The organism is Exiguobacterium sp. QJM3NY_9, from assembly GCF_056173545.1.
Genome location: NZ_CM149679.1, coordinates 1,249,938 through 1,270,672, shown reverse-complemented (window position 1 = coordinate 1,270,672; position 20,735 = coordinate 1,249,938). Strand labels below are relative to the sequence as shown.

Sequence of the window (20,735 nt, the reverse complement as noted above, 5' to 3'; positions counted from 1 at the left end):
GATTAACCGCCTCCTACGAAGTGGACGATTTCAAATGAATCGCCTGTTTGAATGGGTGTGTTTTGGTATGCTGTCCGCTCGACAATCTGTCGATTTTGTTCGATGATGACCATTTTTTCCGTCAAATTGAGATGATGAATCAATCCGTCGATTGTCGAAATCGTTCCGTCAAGCGTATACGGTTGACCATTAATGGTGAGTTGCATTCGTGTTCCTCCTCGATTCATGTAATGAAAACGGACGAAGCTCATATTTCGGCGTGATTCCCGTTACCTCGTCTGCCAGGACGGACGCCGTGATCGGGGCGAGTAATATCCCGTGCCGATGATGCCCGGTCGCGACGAATAGGTGCCCGACTCCCGGGACCTGCCCGAGATAAGGCAATCCGTCCGCTGTTTGTGGACGAATCCCGGACCAGATGTCCACGATTTCCGCTTCTCTGATTGCCGGGAACAGTCGCGCCGCCGCCTGCAGGAGATGTTCAATCCCGCTGACGCTGACCCCTGTCGTCTCGTCACCGATCCGTTCCGTCGCCCCGATGATGATCCGTCCGTCAAACTTCGGGACGAGGTACACGTCGTCGCTAAACAACGTCTCGGTCAAGACATGCCCCGGAAGCCGGACGGCGAGGCATTCGCCTTTGACCGGTACCGTCGCGATCTCGACACCACTCGTCGCGAGTAACGCTTCTGATCCCCGACCGCTTGCGACCACGACGTTACTGGCTTCGCGCTTACCGTTACTCGTCGCAACGCCGACGACGGTCGCCCCTGCCCGGAGCAGTCCCGTGACTGTTGTCTGTTCTTCAATCACACCTCCGCGGACTTTAATCGCGTGACGGAGCGAACGCGTCAACTGGACGGGATCGATTTGACCGACGGATGCAAATTGAATTTCCTCGTGCCCCCGAATCAACCGAAAGGGATTTTCTTTATAGCCACTATCAATGCCGGTCTCATTAAACAGCTCACGGACGAGGTCGGGATAAAGCTGTCGACTCGCTGCCGCCAGTTGATGTAAGGCAGGGATCAGTTCATGATCCGTCGCAAGCATGCCGGCTGCCGCTCGCGTCGTTCCTTCGCCACACCGGCTTTGCTCAAGCACGCGTACCGGTTGTCCTCGTTTGAGCAATTCGTAGGCGAGTGTCAAACCGATTACGCCTGCGCCGACGATTAACGTCTCTGTTGCTTTCATTGATCAAGCACCTCGCGATACGCTAGGACTGCTTCGACCGGATTTGCCTGACCGAGAATCCCTGACATCACAGCGATGCCAGCAACTCCGGTCGCGAGGACATCGGCGACATTCTCCGGCTGAATCCCGCCAATCGCGATGACAGGGACTTTTGAAAATGTGACGATTTGCGCGAGTGCCGCTAGTCCGCGCGGGGCGACGTCCTGTTTTGACGCCGTCGCAAAGACATGACCATACATGACGAAGTCGCTGCCCGGCTCAAGCGCTTCCGTCAAGGAGTGGATTGATCGGCCGATCTGTAGCTCGCTGAATTGACGCCGCACGACAGCGACGGGAATACTGCATGATGTCAACTGGACACTTGCCTTCGTCACGAGGGCGACATCAAGCCGGTCATGGACGATTAGTTTTTCACGTGGAACACCGGCGCATACTAGCTCCTCGATCAATTGGACGAGTCGGTCCGCCGACCAACCCGGTTTCCGGATATGAATCATGTCGACATAAGGCACAACAGCCGGCAAGACTTCTAGAAGATGTGTCAGCTCTTTTGTCCCGGTCGTCACAATATGTAACTTCGGACGCATACCTTCTCCTCCTTGCTACACAAAAAGGACCACCCCATGAACATGATGGAGTGGTCCGAAAAATGTCTAGGTAAGACCCGAGACAGGATGATAATCAGAAGCCACTTCCCTCCGCTAGTACGAACTAGATCAGGTTCAAAGGGTCCGGATATTTCCGTCTCAGTCTGCTGCGAGACTCCCCTAGTGTAGAACTATTTAGTGTTGGTTGGTTCATTCGTAGTCTACCATGACCGCTCGCTTGATTTCTAGTCCGACTTGTCAGTTCAGCGTATCAGTGACCGCTTTGACCTGTTCCGTCAATTGTTCATGCGTTGGAATCAGCTTCGTGTCTGCTAAATCATACGTTTGTTTTAGACGTAAGACACGTGTCACCTTCGCGTCGAGGTCAGCCCGTGATAACGACTTGTCCTTGATACCCTGCATAATTGCCGCATGGACATCCGTGTAAGCACCGGCTTGCGAAAACATCGCCATGTCGGCACCACGTTCGAGGGCGAGGCGCGCAGCTTGGGCGAGACCATATTGTTTCGTGATCGCACCCATTACGAGGTCGTCCGTCACGATGACGCCATCAAACTTCAACTCTTCACGCAACAGCTGTTGCATGACCGGCTCTGATAACGACGACGGATTGTCTGGGTCGAGCGCCGGGAATAAAATGTGTGCGACCATCACCATTTCCGCTCCGGCATCGATTGCCGCTTTGAACGGGACGAGTTCCAGTTGCTCGAGTTGCGCTTTCGTCTTCGTCACGGTCGGTAAGCCGACATGCGAATCGACGGTCGTATCGCCGTGTCCGGGAAAATGTTTGATGACCGGCACGACATCTTCCGACTTAATTCCCTGCATTAACGGGACACCGAGCCGGGCGACATCATCCGGCTCAGCGCTCAGTGCCCGGTCCCCGATGATCGGGTTCGCCGGATTGCTGTTGACATCAAGAACCGGGGCAAAATCCATATTGAATCCATAAAACCGTGACATCGTACCAAGCGCCTGTCCGGTCTTTTGCATCAATGCCGGATCGTTTTTCTGACCGAGCGTCAGACTCGGAGGTAAATGAAACGCTTGATCCGGGACACGACTGACCCGTCCTCCTTCTTCATCGAAACCGAGGAACGCGAGCGCTTCGTCATCTTGTGCGTTCTTGATTGCTGCCGTCAAGGTTTTCAGCTGGGCGTCTGACGTGATATTGCCTCCGAGTAACAGGACACCGCCCAGCGCATGATTGTTTAATAGACTTCGGTCCGCGTCCGATAACGTTGTCCCGCTGATCCCGATGTATAACAATTGATCGACCTTTTCAGCAGTCGAGAGTTTGGCGAGCTGACGTTTGATGTCTTGCTCCGCCTGTTCGGCAGCCGTCGGTTCGTCGGCGACCGGCTGTTGCTGACTCGTCTTCGGTTCCGGTTTCGTCTTCGGTTCTGTTGCTGGTTCACTCGCGCATGCCGTCAAAAAGCAAGCCGTTAAAAGCAGGTAAATCGGTTTCAAAGCGGTTCCTCGTTTCGGACGCCATTGATGGAATAATAGACTTCAATTTCAGCATTCAGTGATTTTGAGACGGAACAGTATTTATCTTTTGATAACGACACGGCCCGGCGGACTTTATCGTCCGGCAAGTCGCCTTCGAGACGATAATGAATCGAAATCGTCGTAAAGCGGCGCGGGTGTTCCGTCGCCCGTTCTCCTTCAATGTCCATCTCAAACGAGGTTAACGGCAAACGCATTTTTTCTAAAATGGAGACGATGTCCATTCCCGTACAGCCGGCGACTGCGTGCAACAACAATTCAGTTGGTCGTGGTGCGCCGTTCTCACCGTTATTTTCAGGTGCTGCATCCATTGCCAGTTGGTGTCCGGACTCCGTCATGCCACTAAAGCCCATCTTGTGATTCCATGTAATCGTCGCTTGCATTTCCCTCACTACCTTTCGATTTTTAGTTCGGTGCGATTTGCTCTCCTTCATTATAGCGTAGTCTCACCTGAAGAAAATTGACATGCTATTCAAAATAATGCTTCTTTTCCTTCGACAACCGATTCCCGTTCACCTGACACGCGAATCATGCTATTCTGAAAAACGATAGTTTCGCGCTGCTTAGCGCTAGAATTGAGGAATTGATATGTCATCTACTACCCGTTTACGTAAAACGGACTGGCTTTTAATCGCCACCCTCTCCTTACTGACGTTCGTCTTAGGCACAAGCGAATTCGTCATCGTCGGGATTTTATCAGAAATCGCTTCGGCTCTCGGGATTACGATCGCGAAAGCCGGAACACTCGTCTCTGCCTTTGCGATTGCCTTCGCGATCGGGACACCGGTCACGATGTCGATCACGGGACGCTTCGAACGTCGCAAATTAATGCTCAGCCTGATCTTCATCTGGGTCGTCTTGAACTTTTGCAGCAGCATCGCCGACACCTACTCGCTTCTGCTCGCAACACGGATCGTCACCGCCGTCCTGACCGGTGTCCTGATTTCGCTTGCAATGGTCGTCGCGAGTGACAGTGTCCCGGTCGCGAAACGCGGTGTCGCCGTGTCGTTCATCTTCGGCGGCTTTACGCTCGCGAACGTCTTCGGTGTCCCGATCGGCACGTTTATCGGGCAACACGCCGGTTTTGAAGCGACGTTTTGGCTGACGACAGCCCTCGGACTGATTGCTTTTTTCGCCGTTTTCAAAGTCGTCCCGCGGCAACAGGCGACGGCGTCAAGTTCCGTTAAGGATCAACTGCGCCTGCTCGCGAACCCACGCATCATGATCGCTTTCTTCATCCCGTCGTTCGGCTTTGGTGCGACCTATGTCGTCTACACGTACCTCGTGCCGATCCTCGAATTTGAACTTGAGCTGCCGCGGGGCTGGATCAGTCCGATTCTCCTCGCGTACGGTGTCGTCTCGATTTTCAGTAACATTCTGGCCGGGAAGATCGCCAGTCATAATCCGATCGGTCGGTTACGGTTCGTGTTCGTCGTGCAAGCGTTCGTCTTAGCGGCTTTATATGTCACGACGTCATCCGTCACGCTCGGACTGATCAATATCGCTTTGATGTCACTGATGTCGATTTTATTGACGACATCGACACAAATCTATCTGATTGACTTGGCAGAAAAGTTCAACCCGGAAGCGAAAGGACTGGCTGCGTCCTTGATGCCGGTCGCAAGTAACGTCGGGATCGCTTTCGGCTCCGCGCTCGGTGGACTCGTTTACGCGAGCGGACCAATGATGAATACGGCGCTCGTCGGCGGACTTGTCGCTTTGCTTGCCGCGTTGTTGACTGCAATCAGCTTCCAACTCGACCGGCGCTCATAATCAAGTAACTTGAACAAAATGATCCAATGAACCCATATCCTATAAACTGGTAACTGGTGGTACCAAAGGGAAACTAACGTTTGAGCTTCTATTCATAGCCATAATAAAAGCACGATGCCCCTTTCTTCCAGGTCGGCATCGTGCTTTTTCGATTATTTTTCAAACTCTAAAATCGTTTGTTGCATCGGAACGCCCGACATCGGAACCGTCCGTTCGACAAACATATATCGTTTCCCGTTCACTAAAAAGCGACGATTTCCTAAGTACTCCACTAACTTTCCGTCCTGCTTTAATTTCTGCTCGATTGCTTTGACATGCTCATCGAGCGTATAAAAACGATCGTCAAACGTCATCGTGATATTTTTCTTTTTGAAGCCAAGTAAGTAACTGAAGAAAAACCAAAATGCTGCCCCGACTGCAATGATCCCCAAAATGATTTCCATCTGAACTTCCCCCTTTGTTTAACCTATTCTACGGATACCTACCTAAAAAGTTCCTGTTTTTTTGATTATTTTGTCATTTACTAAAGGCTTACACGTTTTTTTTATGAAGGGTTGAAGCGTCTGCATCAAAAAAGAGCCTTATCTACATAATGATTGAAGTCATACGTTTTTTTAACGACGTCAAAAGGACCTCCCGTCAAAGCTGGAGGTCCTTGACTATTCTTATTTCCGGTCCCAAAAACGTGCTTGGGCGATGCCATCGATGAACGAATCAAAATGATCCAAGTTATGTTCTTTGAATAAGAAGACACCCGGTTGATCCGTTTCAACACGGCACTTATCGAGCACTGAGTCATCATGGAGATGTAACGCCAGCGGTTTAGCATGTTTATACGTGTTCTCGATAAATTCGAGCACGTCGTCCGCTACTTTTGAAGATGCGCTGATTAAGAATGCGGCGTCAAACAAACTTGAATCGACCGTATCATACGTTTCTTTTACTTTCATTTCACCTAGTGTATAGGCTTTTTTACCAACGAGGCTGTAATTGATGTTATGCTCCGCCAGTTTTTCGACCCACGCCTTCACCTGATTTGCATCCACGTCCCCTGCAAGCAACAAGGCGACACTGCGCGTGTCCGTTTTTCGAATCGTATGTTCCATACTGAGGGCATCTGAGCGTTTCTCTGATTGAACCCCTTCATCCGTCGTCGGTACCGCAACGTCAATGTTCTCCGCAACCTCTTTCGCGAGGGCATGGTCGATATGATTCAGCAAATCGACGGCGTTCGCTTTGACGACATCAGATTCACACTTTCCGAGCTCGAAGCTGTAGGCATCACGAATGTGTTGTTGTTCAACAGCAGTCATGCTGTTGTAAAAGAGCTTCGCCTGTGAATAAAAGTCGAGGAAACTTTCACTCCGGCCACGCACTTTATGGCCGTCGACTTTTTCCTGGTAATGTTCAAAACCGCCTTCTTCGACCGGGACAGGCTCAGGCTGATTTTCATTCAAACCGTTTTTGTGATAGCTCGTCTGTCCTTTATGGACCGCCATCTGATGCATGCCGTCCCGCTGATTGTTATGGTACGGACAAACCGGCTGATTGATCGGGATTTGATGGAAGTTCGGTCCTCCGAGTCGGGACAACTGTGTGTCCGTATATGAGAATAACCGCCCTTGCAACAACGGATCATTTGAAAAATCAATTCCCGGAACGATGTGTCCTGGGTGGAACGCTACTTGTTCTGTTTCCGCAAAGAAATTGTCGACATTGCGGTTCAATGTCATTTTACCGACGAGTCGGACCGGTACTTCTTCCTCCGGCCATAGTTTCGTCGGATCGAGAATATCAAAATCAAACTTGAACTCATCCTCTTCCGCAATCAATTGCAGTCCGAGCTCCCACTCCGGGAAATCCCCCTTATCGATTGCTTCATATAAATCAACGCGGTGGAAATCAGGATTTTTACCAAGTGCTTTTTGTGCTTCATCCCAGACTTGCGAATGAACACCAAGTTTTGGTTTCCAGTGGAACTTAACAAAGTGTGCCTTCCCTTGTGCGTTGACGAGCCGGAATGTATGGACGCCGAACCCTTCCATCATCCGAAGGCTCCGTGGAATTCCACGGTCACTCATCGCCCACATGACCGTATGTGCAGTCTCATGATTTTGACCGATGAAATCCCAAAACGTATCATGCGCGCTTGCGCCTTGCGGAACTTCCGTATGTGGCTCCGGTTTGACGGCATGGACGAAATCAGGAAACTTGATGGCATCTTGAATGAAGAATACCGGAATGTTATTCCCGACTAAATCGTAGTTGCCTTCATCCGTATAAAACTTCGTCGAGAAACCACGGACATCACGGACCGTATCTCCTGAACCGCGTGACCCTTGGACCGTCGAAAAACGGACGAAGACCGGTGTCGTTTTCGAGGGATCGTTCAAAAAGCCCGCTTTCGTAATCTCAGCTAGCGGTTCGTATACCTGAAATTCACCATGTGCCCCGACACCTCTAGCATGGACGATTCGTTCCGGAATCCGTTCATGGTCAAAGTGTGTCATTTTCTCTCTAAAGTGGAAGTCTTCAATCAATGTCGGTCCCCGTAGTCCTGCCTTTAGCGAAAATTCATCTTCCGCCATTTTCAACCCTTGATTCGTCGTCAGTCCCGCTTTTTTCGTGTTATCGATTTGGTGCGCCTTCATTTGTTCTTCTTTTTTATTCGTCATACTGTTACCTCCCCATAAGTAAAAGCAATCGGTGTCAATCAGCTAGTTAGGTCATCGCTACCATCAATACGGTGTCGGATCTTCTTGTGGTGCATCCGGTATTTCAGTCGGTTCCGGGAACGTATCCGGCTCCGGCTGACGGATTGGATCTTCTTGCGGCGTGTCCGGAATTTCTGACGGTGGTGTTCCCGGCACTTCATTCGGTTCGTGATTCGGTTCGTGCTCCGGTACTTCGTTCGGATTCTTCTTCATAAAAAAGACCTCCTTATGATGTAATATAATCGCCGCCATTGATATGGATTGTTTGTCCCGTGACGTAACTCGAGTCGCGTGACGCGAGGTAAACATAAGCCGGAGCATTTTCTGAAGGTTGTCCCCGACGCTTCAGTAACGTGTCTTCCCCATGTGCTTCGACCTTCTCTTTCGAGAACGTCGCCGGAATTAACGGTGTCCAAATCGGACCCGGTGCGACGGCATTGACACGAATGCCTTTTTCGACGAGGCTCGATGCAAGCGAACGTGTAAGCGTCGTAATCGCCCCTTTTGTCGCCGAATAATCAATCAACGTCGGTGCCCCGCGATAAGCCGTCACGGACGACGTATTGATGATTGTATCTTCTTCTTTCAGATGCGGCACGGCAGCCTGTGTCAAATAAAACATCGAGAAGATGTTCGTTTCAAACGTCTCCTGCAACTGCTCCGGTGTGATGTCTAAAAAATCATCTTGCGGAAATTGTTTTCCTGCGTTGTTGACGAGAATATTCAGTTGACCGAATTCCTCAAGTACCTGATCAATGATTGGTTTTGCGTTTTCCGGTCGGCTGACGTCTTTCGCAAATGCAAGGGCCTTAACTCCGTACCCTTCGATTAACTGCTTCGTTTTTTCCGCGTCCTGTCCTTCATTTAAGTAAACGATCGCGACATTTGCGCCTTCTTTTGCGTAAGCGACCGCGACGGCGCGACCAATCCCGCTGTCACCGCCAGTGATGAGCGCGACTTTCCCTTTCAGCTTCCCCGAGCCGACATACTCGGGATCGTCATAAATCGGTTCCGGATTCATTTCCGATTCGATTCCTGGTTGATGATCTTGAGTTTGCCCTTTTGCTTCTTCATGCATGTCCCTCAGTTGCTTTTCGCGCATCTTACTCATCCCCTCTACTTTGATAATTGACTTCCTTAGTTAACATTCCCTTGCGATATATGAATAAACGTCATTCCACAAAAAAACCCCCTTCAAAAAAGGGGATACATACAAGTCTTACTCCAGGAACTCATTCTTTTATCAGACGGTCCCACTCACCTGTCTTGAGCATCGTTTTTAGCTGTAGGGGATAGAATTCGATCGTTGGCAATTGGTCAATCGGGACGAACCGGTAAATCAGTTCCTCGCCCTCGACACCGTAAAAATCTTCCGTCGTCACATTGATCTCATCCAACAACTCGACTTCGTAATAAAAACCGACTTCATGAAAAGCGACGTCTTCATATGTAAAGAAATTTTCGTGGACGCACAAAAAACGTTTAACTTGTGCTTCTAATCCTAATTCTTCTTTGATTTCGCGGACAACCGCTGTCTCCCCGCTCTCCATCAGTTGAATCCGCCCTCCGGCTAAGGCCCAAAAATCATCTCGAATATTCCGATGGATTAAGAGGCACCCTTCCTTGACGATCACGGCAGCCGCCCGATGATTGAATCGTTGCTTCTCAAATTTAAAGTTAATATCCAACTGTTTCACACTCCTTTGTTATGTTTCGATACAATATCACAATTTCCCATAATTGACTTTGTAATAAAAAAGTCAAACAGATGACATGGATGAACCCTCGTCTCAAGGGATTGCGTAATTATTCAAAAATAAAGATTACAATATATATTATCTAGAGATATTTTAGAAATAAAATTGAAATATCGATTTGTAAATTCCGAATGCTATACTCGGTTTGTTCGAAAGCACCACTCATTCTACTAACTCAATCTACTCTATATACAACACATCCTATTTAATGACTCAGTCATTTCATTTTTCATTAACCCGTCACTTTGTTTTCACATCAGGAGGATTTACAACATGAAACGTATTTTGACAACTATGACGATGAGCGCACTTGTCGTTTCAGGATTTGCAGCTACGGGTACAGGTAAGGTTGAAGCGGCTGGAACTTCTTATAAAGTAAAAGTCATGGCAGACGGACTTCGCGTTCGGACCGGCCCTTCAACAAAATACCGGATCATCGGAGGCGTCAACTCGGGCCAAACGTTTAAGTACCTTGGACGTAAAGGAAACTGGACGAAAATCATCTACGGTGGAGAAAAACGTTATGTATACTCAGGATACGTTAAAAAGTACAGCCTTAAGTCTAAAACAAGCACTGCAAAAAAAGCATCCGTCTCGTCTAGCTTCATTCGCCCGACAAGCGGGACTCTGACGCAACGCTATGGCAATGCAAGCGGCCGCTACGGATATACGTTCCATAACGGTGTCGACTTCGGAGCGAAGACAGGAACTCCTGTCTATGCGACAGCCACTGGGAAAGTCATCTCCTCAAAATATCAAGGCGCGTACGGAAACTACATCATGATGTCACATAAGGTGAACGGTTTAACCTACACAAGTGTTTATGCCCACCTCAATTCACGTAAAGTTTATGCGGGTCAAACGATTGCAAAAGGAACGAAGATCGGAACAGTCGGTAGCACAGGTAATGCATTCGGTGCTCACCTTCACTTCGAACTTCATCGTGGCAGCTACGTTTACAGCAGCTCTTCAGCCGCAAGCAGTGTCAACCCACTCAACTTACTTTAAACCAAAGAAAGGCACCTCTAATCAGGTGTCTTTTTCGTTTGGATTCCTATTTTGAAAACTTAAAAAATTTTTTTAAACATCAAAATTACGAAAATTCAAATTTTAAAAAATACTATTATTTCCATTTCAACTTTATCTTAAACGACCTCAACTTGTCACACTTTTTATCAATTCCCCAGTGTATGAACATTTTTTAAACATTTAAAATGTGTTGATATATATAGAAAAACCAATAAATGTCATATTCTATTTTTGGATAGCTTAAATATATTCTATTGAAACATTTTCGAAATGTTAATGTAATATTTAAACATTTTAAGTAATGTTATACTCATTTATGAAATTTAGTAGAACATATTTTCAACAAACAACTGACCTATCGTGTTGAGTTTCAAGGAGGACGAACATATATGAAAAAAATTTTTACGACTTTAACAGTATCTGCCATTGCAGTAGCTGGAATGACAACATATGCAGTACCGAAAGTTGATGCTGCGACAACGTACTATAAAGTAAAAATACTTGAAGATGGATTACGAGTTCGAACTGGTCCTTCTACATCCTCAAATATTATCGCTGGTGTCAACAAAGGGTATACATATAAATATCTCGGGAAATCTGGGAACTGGACTAAAATTCTTTATGGATCACGTGAAGTATATGTATATTCTTCTTATGTGAAAAAATATTCTGTAACGAGTTATGATAAAGTAAAAATTAATGTTGATAATCTTCGCGTTCGTACAGGTTCATCGACTAGCAGCCGTATAGTTGGATCAGTCGATAATGGTGAAAGATATCTCTACCTCGGAAAAGAAGGTAATTGGTCGAAGATTCTTTATAATGGAGAAAAACGCTATGTTTACAGTAGTTATGTCACAAAGTATTCAACTACGTCACTAACAAGTACATATTTAGCAGCGAGTAAAGCTTCAAAAACCTTCATTACACCAACGAAAGGTACTATCACACAAAGATACGGTTCTTCGAGCGGCGTTTACGGCTACACGTTCCATAACGGCATCGATTATGGTGCAGCAAAAGGAACGCCCGTCTATGCGACAGCTGCCGGTAAAGTCACGACGTCTAAAAACTACGGCGCGTACGGGAACTACATCATGATGACTCATACAATTGACGGATCTTCCTTCACCAGCCTCTATGCTCACTTAAACAGCCGGAGCGTCTCCGTCGGTCAAACGGTCTCGCAAGGACAACTGATCGGAACGGTCGGCGAAACAGGGAATGCTTTCGGAGCACACCTTCATTTCGAGCTTCATCGTGGTACATATGTCTACAGCGCAACCTCCGCTGCAAGCAGTGTCAATCCGCTCGATTACTTATAAGACAACACCCCCGACCACATCCGGTCGGGGGTGTTTGTTTTCTGACTCATTTTAATTTTGCTTGATAGGCTTTCGAGTAACGGTCCGCGGCGATGATCGCATCAGCCACTTCTTCCGCCGTCACGTCGAATCCATCATGGATTGTCTCACCATCTGCCGTCGCCGCTTCCCCGACTTTCAAGATGTCGTCGCGCGAGGCATCTTTGAGTTTGACGTCTTCGAGCGTGACCGGTAACCCGAGGTCCATATAAAAAGCGATATACCGTTCGATTTCTTCCTGGCTGTGTTGCTCAAGTGCGAGCTGGACGAGCGTGCCGAACGCAACTTTTTCCCCGTGCGTCAAGTGATGGATGTCCCCGTCGAGCGCCGTAAAGCCGTTGTGGATCGCATGTGCTGCTGCCAGACCCCCACTTTCAAAACCGAGTCCACTCAGTAACGTATTCGCTTCGACGACTGCTTCAAGAGCCGGCGTGACGACTTTCGCCTGAACCGACTCATACGCGAGTCGACCATGTTCGAACAATACTTCCTCACAGCGCTTCGCGATGGCTTCTGCCGCAATCGTCGGTCGACCACCGGCCATCGTCTTCCCATCGAAAGCGATAACACTTCTAACCTCGACCCAGGTCGCCAGGGCATCGGCAATCCCGGACGCAAAGAACCGTGCTGGTGCTTCCGAAATCAACTTCGTATCGACGAGGACAAGATCGGGATTCTTTTTATAGAAGCGATAACTCTCAAAAATCCCGGCGTCTGAATAAATGACTGATAATGCGCTCGTCGGCGCATCGGTCGAAGCAATCGTCGGCACGATGACGACAGGCACCGTCAGTTCGTCCGAGACGGCTTTCGCCGTATCCAGTGTCTTCCCGCCGCCGACCCCGACGACAAACCGGACGTTCGCTTCTTTCGCCTGCTTCGTGATCCGTTCGACTTCATGCCGCGATGCTTCGCCGCTAAAGTCGACTTGTTCGATGCCAATTTTTTCTGTTTCAAAGGAGTCATGAATCCGTTGCCCGACGATTTTAAAGACGACATCGTCTGCGATCAACAGTGCTTTATCTCCGAACGGGCTCACGTATGTACCGAGCCGGTCGATGACGTTTTTTCCTTGGACGTACTTGCTTGGGCTGATAAAGACACGTTCTGACATAATCAACATCCTTTCCGAGAAAACACGAAACAATGGCGTACACAATAGTGTTTCCCTGTTCGCGCCGCTTCTTAAACGCTGATCTGTATGACCATTACATGAATTGCAGTTGTGATTTTTCTAATACATCGCGTACTTTACGACAATCTGTTTTTAATTGTTCATCCGGACTATCACCGAACCATTCAAGACTGGCCGTTTTCAGTGTTAACGCTTGCTTCAGTTCTTCGAAAAATCTCTCGTAATCAATGATTCCATCAAACAGCGGTACCATGCCGTCACGTGTTCCACCTGCCGCATATACGTTTGCCGGATTAAAGACTTCGAATTGATCCGTCCGGGCAATCGACTTCAAGTGAAGATGTTCGATGACTGGTTCAAGACGACGGTAAGCAGTGACCGGATCAGCACCTGATTCGACGACATGCAACACATCAAAGTTCAGCCGGCAAGCCGGATGGTTCACTTCGCGTACTAACCGTTCCGTCGATTCAATCGTGTCCGCTGCCGTATTTGGATGAATTTCAATTAACAGCAGTTGCTTGCTTTGATCTAGAACCTTACAAACGCCCTGTAACTGATAGACGAGCCGGACCCGTTCCGGTTCGGTCAACTGCTGACTTGACTTGTTGCCCGCAAAAATCCGAATACGTCTTGTTCCGATTCGTTGTCCTATACGGGATAGCGCTTTCGTCTGTTCAAGTAACACCGATAATGGTGCGTCAAACGATAGATAATGACTCAGCATACTGACCTCAATAGCATGCTCGCGTAAACGCAATATTTCATCGTCCTGTAAATGCTTCGCATGAACCCCCCAAACATCTAACGCATCAAACTGCTCCGCCAATGCGTAGGATAATAAGTCGTCAAACGAGCGGAGATGATGGCGATAGCTGATGGTACACAGTGCAATTTTCATCTGTTTCCCCTTCTTTCCGGCAGTATTGGTTAAATAATCCGATGAGTTGTTGTTTGATCGTATCTTCTAAGATCGCCTGATCTGCGAGCAACGCTTGAATCTCAGTCAAAACAGCTGGATCGCACGTCATACTGTATTTAATTGTCCGGTGCTGGATGACAGTATATTGATTGACGAGTCGTTCGATTCGATCACACCACCCGTTGAAATCGGAAGAGCCTAAATCGAGACCTAACTGTTCATAAAAATAAGCAAAAGCATGTTCATAGGCATATTTACGGATCGCGATGACCGGAAGTTGTTTTAGCGCAGAAGGTAAGCGATTTGGTGTTTTCTTATGATGCGAGACAATTTTTCCGACTGCTTCCGTCAACGGGTGGTGCCGCTTGAGACCACTCATGAAGTAAGCTGCGACCGTTTCCCGATCCGGAAGTTTGACGTGACTCCCGTCAAACCAGAACCCTCCGGCGACAGTCGGCTGATCGATTGCCTGGATGATCCGTACGCGATCCATTTCACCTTCGTATCTAAAATCCGGGTCCATCATCCGCCATGTCTCTTCGTCATCCGTTGGTTCAAGCATCACATAATGTGGAAACACGTCATGGTGAAACTTGTTTTCCCGCTCTGGTAACTGCGCGAGATCCAGCATGACGATAATCGATTGTTCCGGTCGTTTCGTTTTCATGAGTCGTTCGAGGTTCATGATATTCGTAGCCCGTGACAGGGTCCGGTCATACCACTGATGGACTGTGATCCCGTACAGTAACCGGTACCACTCGAGCATCACTTCATGATTAATCTCCGGGGCATGATGCGATAAAACAAAATCGGACGTCAAGCCAAAGTCGGCGTCCCAAATCCCGAAATAATACGGACGATGATCTGCTTGCGACCGTTTGATTGTTTCACAGACACAACTGACGAGACAGTGAACTTTTATCATTAAAGCACCTCCTTTTTTGTTAGCGCAGCTAAGAACATTTCAACCGTCATCTGTGGAAGCTGTCCGAGTTGCTCGTCGGCTAGAACGAGACCGTATTCAAGCTCCAGATGAACGAGCAACTGCAATAACCGCATCGAATCCAGTTGCAGTTCATCGCGAAGCCGCTCCTGTCCCGTCACTTCGATCGGTAAGATGACATCGAGTTGCGCCTCGACGATTTGATGAAATCTCTGTTGGTCGAGGAAGGAACTCATGACGTCACCCCCAGTCGGATTCGACTGATTTTTCCGTTCGGCAGTTTTTTTATTTCCGTAACAAACGTCCAGTCAGTCGGACATTGATGTGGAGCAAGATGCGCATGGCAAAACGACGTAATGTCTCCTTGGTCGCCGAACTGACGATCTGGACACAGACTCGTTCGCCTTGCAGACGATCACTTTTCTTAAAGACGACGGCTTCGTTGACGTCGGCGCGACGTAGTAATACATCTTCAACATCTGCTGGATAAACGGATAGACCAGATACATTTATCATTTCGTCCAACCGGCTGAAGAAAAACAATTCGCCGTTTTCCGACGCTCCGACCAAATCCTTCGTCCCCGTCCAGGTTCCATCTGATTCGACCAGCAATTCAGCCGGTTGATTTATAGTTCCAGCCTCCGTTTGAAGATGTGGTAACGGATAGCCGATCGCCTGCGCTGTTTTCGGATTAGGGTGTAATGCGATGCAACCGGTTTCCGAGCACCCGTATTGCTGTAAAAGATGATCGGTCACGTCCTGAATCGCTTCAAACCAACTATTCGGCAACGTCATACCGGAAATCATTACTGCAAATAGCCGTTGCTTAAATTGACTGAGCAGATAGACGAGCCCCGGTCCCGCATACAAAATCGCATCCGGATGTGCCCGACAGACACGCAAGACATGTCGCGGTGACGTATGTTCGAGAATGACGGGTACTGCCCCCCGATATAGCGTCGCCATGACACCGCAAATCAAGCCGAACGAATGTGATGTCGGACAGGCGACAATCGTTCCTGTTGCATGCGGTAATGGAAAACATTGATTGTATGCTGTCACTTCTTGTTCAATCGACAACCATGTCCGGTGAATCACTTTCGCCTCTCCGGTCGTACCGGAGCTGAATTGAATCAGACCTCCCGAACGAGGTTTTGCCTGCGTCAATCGAACCGGTTGTTGAAAATCACCATAAATTAAAAAGTCACACCCTGCTCGTTCCGCCATATCGCGTGCACCGGCTTCCGGTAAGTCCGGATGAAGCGGCACGACCGTTCCTTGTGTTCTTTTCATAAGTAAACAAAAGGCAATCCAGGCCGCCGTGTCTTTAGTACAAACTGCAACAACTGTTGTCCCGGGGTCAGCGAGCCAACTTAACCGGCAAACGGGATGATCCGTCAGCATTTGTTCGGTATAAAGCGTCTCTTCAATGTATAACATGCGTTTCGCTTCCCTTCTGCGTCCTTCTATATAATGTATTGCAAACAAGATGCCGGCACTGTCCCGTCTCGAATTTGCGCGCGAGGAGGGACTCCGTGTACATGGTCGCTTCGCCGAATCCTAAGGCAACAAAGCGATCCGGCGACAGATCGAGTCGGTCGAGTACCGCGGCAGCCCATTTGAAAAACGTTGTTTCTTTCAAGCCGTACTTGTCCTCCAACTGATGCGATAATTCCGTCAAATGAAATACAAATACCGTATCGCTGACGAGCTCGCGCAATGCCTCGACGTCTTTCATTTCGTAATACGCCCCGACCGGCGAATTAAAAGCGGGATGGACGGTTTTAAAATCAGGTATCTCCTCCGGATGCCGGACAAATTTCCCGACATATTCGACGCTATCATGAAAATCCCGCAGAATCAGTCGCGTCGGCCAGCCGTCTTTTAACACGAGTAAACTATTTTGGGCATGTGCTTCGAGAGCAAGTCCTTCTTCGGCAACGAGACGGAAAACCGGTTGTAAATAAACGGTCAGAAACTGTTTTACCCACTGTTCCATCCCGTATTTCTTGAACCACGGGTCAAGAAACAGTCCCCCGTTCGCTTCGTTGAGGGCAAGCGCCGTAAAAGGGATGACTGTTTCCTCAGCTGTGACATTCGTCAGGACATTGTCGCGATAGAGACAGCCGATGCGGCCTGATAATTTTCCGTCCTTCGTCTCGACGACCTGACTGGCGAATTCGCGGAGCAACGTTACGGGAAGCTTTTCCGCTCTTCTGATCAGCCAATCGGATAAAACCGGTGCCGCAACAATGCTCGGGACGTCAAACGTCCGTCTCGCCGACGTCTGGATGAGATCAAGCGGGAGCTTAATATGCGGAGCATCCGGTACGCCTGGTTGGAAAACAGTCCGGATTGATTGAGTCGCTTGAAACAGGGGACCGCTTTCTCCAAGGTCAATGCCGCCCGACTCGAGGACGTCCATCCCGACGCATCTCCATTGCCACGGGTGGACCGGAACAATTTGATAATCGGCGGAATCATTTGTTTCGCGGATTAGAAGTGCATTTAAGCACTCAAGGGTCGCTTGACCGAATGCCTGTTCCATCACGCCATTCATTTGTGTCATGTGGACAGTAGTAGCCGGAAGTGCGACGAACCGTAAACGAAACCGCTGTCCCGACTCCGGTCCATATCGCCAATGATCGGCGCGCGAAAATCCGATGCGGGACTTGAAGCATGGATGATACGGATGTCCTTCGATTAACGCCTGCTCTAAAGCACTGTATGTCATTTGCGTTCGTGCAACGATGGGGACGGGACAGCTCTCATCAAGCACGACCGTTTGCTCGAGCTCTTGCCTAAGCGAATCCTTAATTTGAAAACACGCGATGATTTGCGCCAGTGTCATCGGTTGAACTTGATTGTTTTTGGTCAGTACACCTGTAGAAAGTTCGAGCCAAATCCGGTCAAATGCCCCACGCCTCCCGTTAATCGTCAGTTCATACGGGGGACGGATGAATCGAAACGTCGCATTGCCGTCTTGTCGCGGATGTTCACTGAACGGCTCAATCCGTTCGAATAAAAGTGCTTCAAGAAGTTGTTTGCAGACACGTTGTTCGCTCGTTTGCCTCATGAGGGACCTCCCGTTGTAATGGATTAGCGATTTCAATAAAGATGACCCGTTCCCCGCTGACTTCCAGCTCGTCGAGTGCATGCAGACGTGTCAGCAAGTTCGCCTTGTACGGTAGCGTCTGACGTGAACGGACATAGTGAATCCAGTCTTGAGCCGGACCGGACAATGTTTGCTGTCGTTGATCAAGCCAAGTTCCGAGCCAATCGAGCATGTCCTGTTCCCGTAAGAGTCCGTCTCGATCAAAACGGTGAAGCAGTCCGCCCAAATGGTTCCAGACCATGTAATACGTTAACCGTTCCTCAATCGTCGACTCGTCATAAAACAGTTCTCGTGCCTGATCCAATGACGGTTCCAAAGAGAATAATTTCTCTTCGCAGGACCGAGCGAGATAATACCCTTGGTTATCGCGGAACTGATAACGGATAGGCCGTCCCTGTTCAACAGTAATCAGGCTGTTTTGTTGGTGTGCCTCAAGTGCGATGCCGTAGTTGTCGTACACCTCGAGCAACGCCCCGAGTGTCAGTTCGATATACGTTGCAAACCAGTCCCATGCAGCTTCTTCCAATGACTGATCCGCTTGTTTCGCTTCGAGGACGAGCGACATCAAAACGGAAGGTTCATTGTCCAGCGGTTCCTGGACGAGTGCAGCGACATTGACCGCGTCGGCTTGTGCTTCCCGGTAAATTACTTCAAAACCGGATTCTTCCGTATCCGTCCAAAGTGTGGCGTATGCCGGATCATGCGTAATTGAAAATCCTCGGGGCAACGTCAAATGCCCGGCGAGACGTTTCATGACTATCCCTGCCGTTAGTTCATGTCGTTTGTTGACTCGTCGTGAATTCGTTACCTGGACGGGAATTGAAAACTTCAACATGTGCAGGCCGTCGGTATGTAAAACCGTCCGGATTGAAGATGTCGCATAATACAGTGGACCGAGCTGCCCGAGGTGGCGAATCCGTCCGTGTGCCACTAATGCTTTAACAGTCGTTTGCGTCAACAAAAACTGAGTTTGCAGAGGGTGTGCCGGCAGAAGCGCTTCCCCAGCTGAAAGTTTTACCGTTGATTCGAGTTGCTTGCACATCTGCTCACTGATCAGCCGATCCGTCGCACTTTCCTCAATCAGTAAAGTCCGATCGACGGCAAAATAATCGAGTTGGAAACCGTTTTTAAATTCCGGAGCATATGCAATTTGTTCCCAGTCATGCATTCCCACCCGACTTTTCGGCGTCGGGTGAAACCAATGTCCGAACCGAACTGTCTGTTCATGTTCAAGGAATGTATGAGCTCGCGTCGTCTCGTCCAACTGATGTGTGATGACTTGACACATTACCCGATGGCTATCGAGGACCCGGTATAGTAAATCCGTTAATCCCGGTACAAGCCGTTGAAGATGTTGGCAACATGCAATGATGAAGACAAGAGGTGCTTCTTCCACCAATCCGCTCGGAGTCTGGCGATAAATCCGCCCGATTTCATGTCGTCCAATGCGTGAACGATGACGGATTTCGAGGATATAGACTGCTGTCACATCAATTCGGCAACCACTCTTACCGCACTTCTCTCTCTCCTCCTCTTTCGGAATGAACCAATCAACTGTTTTGACTTCACGGAGATAACTATTCGCAAATGCCTGGAGCGTTGCCCGGGTTGCAATCTCATCGATACGTTCTTGTCGTGTTGTCATGACTGCCACTATCCTTCCATCAATTGATAACGATTCTCATTGTAAGAAAAGAGAAAAACGGGTTTCCCCGTTCCTCTTCCTGCTCTGTAATTGATTATTTCAGTAAGACGTCTTCCAGTTCTTTTAACCCTTTTTCACGTTCAATCGGATCCCAAAAGCCCCATGTCGTTGATAGCTGATGAACTTGATCTTTTTTAACTGCCGTTAATCCTTTCCAAACCTTTCCATTTGTTACTTCATCGTAGTAAGGACCGCTGCTGAAGTAGGACAAATCGATGATATGGTCCGGATTGTATTTCGCCAATCCTTCGATGGAAATGTTCTCCCCGAAATCTTTTGGTAAACCTTTCGTCGGTGTTAATCCGATATCGTCAAACAACAATGAGTTTGTCGCATGATTTGTCAGACCGTAAACGCGAATATCTTTTTTATTGACCGATACGGCCATAAACGTTTCGTCTTTGACACTGTCCTTGATGCGTTGTCCGATACTCTTCGCTTCTTCCGACAAGTCATCGATGACTGCCTGCCCTTCCGCTTTTTTGTTGACAGCTTCCGCAACTTTCAAATGATCTTCTTTCCAGTCCCCGCCGACTTCGACTGCGACAGTCGGAATCGTTTTTGCCAGTTTATCGTAAAGCGGTTTGTAACGGTCGCTGATGATCAGTAAATCCGGATTGAGCTTAACGATTTCTTCCGGATTAATTTCGTCGGCATATGGTAAGGCTTTCGTTCCTTGCAGTTCTTCCGTCAAGTGGGGCGGAAACTCATTGTCATACGCCATGACCGCATACGGTTTAACGCCAACTGAAACAAGTGAGCCTTCCCATGAGACGTGCGATAAGACGACGACCTTCTTCGGATTATCCGGAACTTCTGTTTTCCCGAAAATATGTTCGACCGTATGGACGGCTGTTTTCTGCTTAGCCGGCTGTTCGCTTGCTTCCCCTCCACATGCAGCTAAAACTGCACATGTCGCAAGGACTGATGTTATCCCTATGATTTTTTTCATTATTTTCTTTTCTCC

Annotated in this window: 21 protein-coding genes and 1 riboswitch; of the genes, 3 read left to right on the top strand and 18 right to left on the bottom strand. The window is 48.5% G+C overall.

Translation table 11 applies throughout. The features are described from left to right. Positions 1-2: 2 nt before the first annotated feature. The 5 genes from thiS to AC0VYQ_RS06290 form a co-directional block, all read right to left on the bottom strand. Entirely contained in the window at positions 3-206 is a 204-nt protein-coding gene (gene thiS, locus AC0VYQ_RS06310) for a sulfur carrier protein ThiS (protein WP_159172662.1), read from the bottom strand. Next, entirely contained in the window at positions 190-1,194 is a 1,005-nt protein-coding gene (locus AC0VYQ_RS06305; protein WP_475404491.1) for an NAD(P)/FAD-dependent oxidoreductase, read from the bottom strand. The genes thiS and AC0VYQ_RS06305 overlap by 17 nt, the downstream gene beginning before the upstream one ends. Further along, a complete protein-coding gene (locus AC0VYQ_RS06300) occupies positions 1,191-1,781 on the bottom strand; it encodes a thiamine phosphate synthase (protein ID WP_475404490.1) in 591 nt (196 codons plus the stop codon). The genes AC0VYQ_RS06305 and AC0VYQ_RS06300 overlap by 4 nt, the downstream gene beginning before the upstream one ends. A gap of 89 nt (positions 1,782-1,870) precedes the next feature. Next, a riboswitch (TPP riboswitch) is annotated at positions 1,871-1,973 on the bottom strand. Between the two features lie 66 nt (positions 1,974-2,039). Further along, positions 2,040-3,272 (bottom strand): beta-N-acetylhexosaminidase, encoded by a 1,233-nt coding sequence (nagZ, locus tag AC0VYQ_RS06295; RefSeq protein ID WP_475404489.1) that lies wholly within the window; start codon positions 3,270-3,272, stop codon positions 2,040-2,042. Beyond that, positions 3,269-3,694 (bottom strand): OsmC family protein, encoded by a 426-nt coding sequence (locus tag AC0VYQ_RS06290; protein WP_029333427.1) that lies wholly within the window; start codon positions 3,692-3,694, stop codon positions 3,269-3,271. Before AC0VYQ_RS06290 ends, nagZ begins: the two co-directional genes overlap by 4 nt. 205 nt (positions 3,695-3,899) lie before the next feature. Between AC0VYQ_RS06290 and AC0VYQ_RS06285 the strand changes: the two genes are divergently transcribed. Then, entirely contained in the window at positions 3,900-5,084 is a 1,185-nt protein-coding gene (locus tag AC0VYQ_RS06285; protein ID WP_475404488.1) for an MFS transporter, read from the top strand. A gap of 152 nt (positions 5,085-5,236) precedes the next feature. Here AC0VYQ_RS06285 and AC0VYQ_RS06280 read toward each other — a convergent pair whose 3' ends face one another. The 5 genes from AC0VYQ_RS06280 to AC0VYQ_RS06260 form a co-directional block, all read right to left on the bottom strand. Next, on the bottom strand, positions 5,237-5,527 hold the full coding sequence (locus tag AC0VYQ_RS06280; protein WP_475404487.1) for a hypothetical protein: 291 nt from the start codon (positions 5,525-5,527) through the stop codon (positions 5,237-5,239). Positions 5,528-5,749: 222 nt separating this feature from the next. Continuing rightward, positions 5,750-7,759 (bottom strand): catalase, encoded by a 2,010-nt coding sequence (locus tag AC0VYQ_RS06275; RefSeq protein ID WP_475404486.1) that lies wholly within the window; start codon positions 7,757-7,759, stop codon positions 5,750-5,752. A gap of 63 nt (positions 7,760-7,822) precedes the next feature. Further along, entirely contained in the window at positions 7,823-8,011 is a 189-nt protein-coding gene (locus AC0VYQ_RS06270) for a hypothetical protein (RefSeq protein WP_029333410.1), read from the bottom strand. 13 nt (positions 8,012-8,024) lie between these two features. Continuing rightward, entirely contained in the window at positions 8,025-8,900 is an 876-nt protein-coding gene (locus tag AC0VYQ_RS06265; RefSeq protein WP_088836830.1) for an SDR family oxidoreductase, read from the bottom strand. Positions 8,901-9,030: 130 nt separating this feature from the next. Then, a complete protein-coding gene (locus AC0VYQ_RS06260; RefSeq protein WP_475404485.1) occupies positions 9,031-9,495 on the bottom strand; it encodes an NUDIX hydrolase in 465 nt (154 codons plus the stop codon). Between the two features lie 333 nt (positions 9,496-9,828). Here AC0VYQ_RS06260 and AC0VYQ_RS06255 point away from each other — a divergent pair, with 333 nt between their 5' ends. Both AC0VYQ_RS06255 and AC0VYQ_RS06250 read left to right on the top strand, forming a co-directional pair. Next, the gene (locus AC0VYQ_RS06255) at positions 9,829-10,563 is read left to right on the top strand and encodes a peptidoglycan DD-metalloendopeptidase family protein (protein WP_088836827.1); all 735 of its coding nucleotides are present in this window, start codon (positions 9,829-9,831) and stop codon (positions 10,561-10,563) included. A 410-nt stretch (positions 10,564-10,973) separates the two neighbouring features. Continuing rightward, positions 10,974-11,909: a peptidoglycan DD-metalloendopeptidase family protein gene (locus AC0VYQ_RS06250; RefSeq protein WP_215115159.1), complete on the top strand. Its 936-nt coding sequence runs from the start codon at positions 10,974-10,976 to the stop codon at positions 11,907-11,909. A 46-nt stretch (positions 11,910-11,955) separates the two neighbouring features. Here AC0VYQ_RS06250 and AC0VYQ_RS06245 read toward each other — a convergent pair whose 3' ends face one another. The 8 genes from AC0VYQ_RS06245 to AC0VYQ_RS06210 form a co-directional block, all read right to left on the bottom strand. Then, positions 11,956-13,062, bottom strand: a complete 1,107-nt coding sequence (locus AC0VYQ_RS06245) for a glycerol dehydrogenase (RefSeq protein WP_475404484.1) — start codon at positions 13,060-13,062, stop codon at positions 11,956-11,958. Between the two features lie 94 nt (positions 13,063-13,156). Then, positions 13,157-13,984 (bottom strand): sugar phosphate isomerase/epimerase family protein, encoded by an 828-nt coding sequence (locus tag AC0VYQ_RS06240; RefSeq protein ID WP_475404483.1) that lies wholly within the window; start codon positions 13,982-13,984, stop codon positions 13,157-13,159. Continuing rightward, the gene (locus tag AC0VYQ_RS06235) at positions 13,932-14,930 is read right to left on the bottom strand and encodes a DUF6005 family protein (protein WP_475404482.1); all 999 of its coding nucleotides are present in this window, start codon (positions 14,928-14,930) and stop codon (positions 13,932-13,934) included. The genes AC0VYQ_RS06240 and AC0VYQ_RS06235 overlap by 53 nt, the downstream gene beginning before the upstream one ends. Beyond that, positions 14,930-15,184 (bottom strand): phosphopantetheine-binding protein, encoded by a 255-nt coding sequence (locus AC0VYQ_RS06230; RefSeq protein WP_475404481.1) that lies wholly within the window; start codon positions 15,182-15,184, stop codon positions 14,930-14,932. Before AC0VYQ_RS06230 ends, AC0VYQ_RS06235 begins: the two co-directional genes overlap by 1 nt. Positions 15,185-15,233: 49 nt before the next feature. Continuing rightward, positions 15,234-16,388 carry an AMP-binding protein gene (locus tag AC0VYQ_RS06225; protein WP_475404480.1) on the bottom strand — a complete coding sequence of 385 codons (1,155 nt, stop codon included), beginning with the start codon at positions 16,386-16,388 and terminating at the stop codon, positions 15,234-15,236. Next, complete coding sequence (locus AC0VYQ_RS06220; RefSeq protein WP_475404479.1) at positions 16,375-18,024, bottom strand: IucA/IucC family protein; 1,650 nt, start codon at positions 18,022-18,024, stop codon at positions 16,375-16,377. The genes AC0VYQ_RS06225 and AC0VYQ_RS06220 overlap by 14 nt, the downstream gene beginning before the upstream one ends. After that, positions 17,981-19,708, bottom strand: a complete 1,728-nt coding sequence (locus tag AC0VYQ_RS06215; RefSeq protein ID WP_475404478.1) for an IucA/IucC family protein — start codon at positions 19,706-19,708, stop codon at positions 17,981-17,983. The genes AC0VYQ_RS06220 and AC0VYQ_RS06215 overlap by 44 nt, the downstream gene beginning before the upstream one ends. 94 nt (positions 19,709-19,802) lie before the next feature. After that, positions 19,803-20,720, bottom strand: coding sequence for an ABC transporter substrate-binding protein (locus AC0VYQ_RS06210; protein WP_475404477.1), 918 nt, complete (start codon positions 20,718-20,720; stop codon positions 19,803-19,805). Positions 20,721-20,735: the final 15 nt, after the last annotated feature.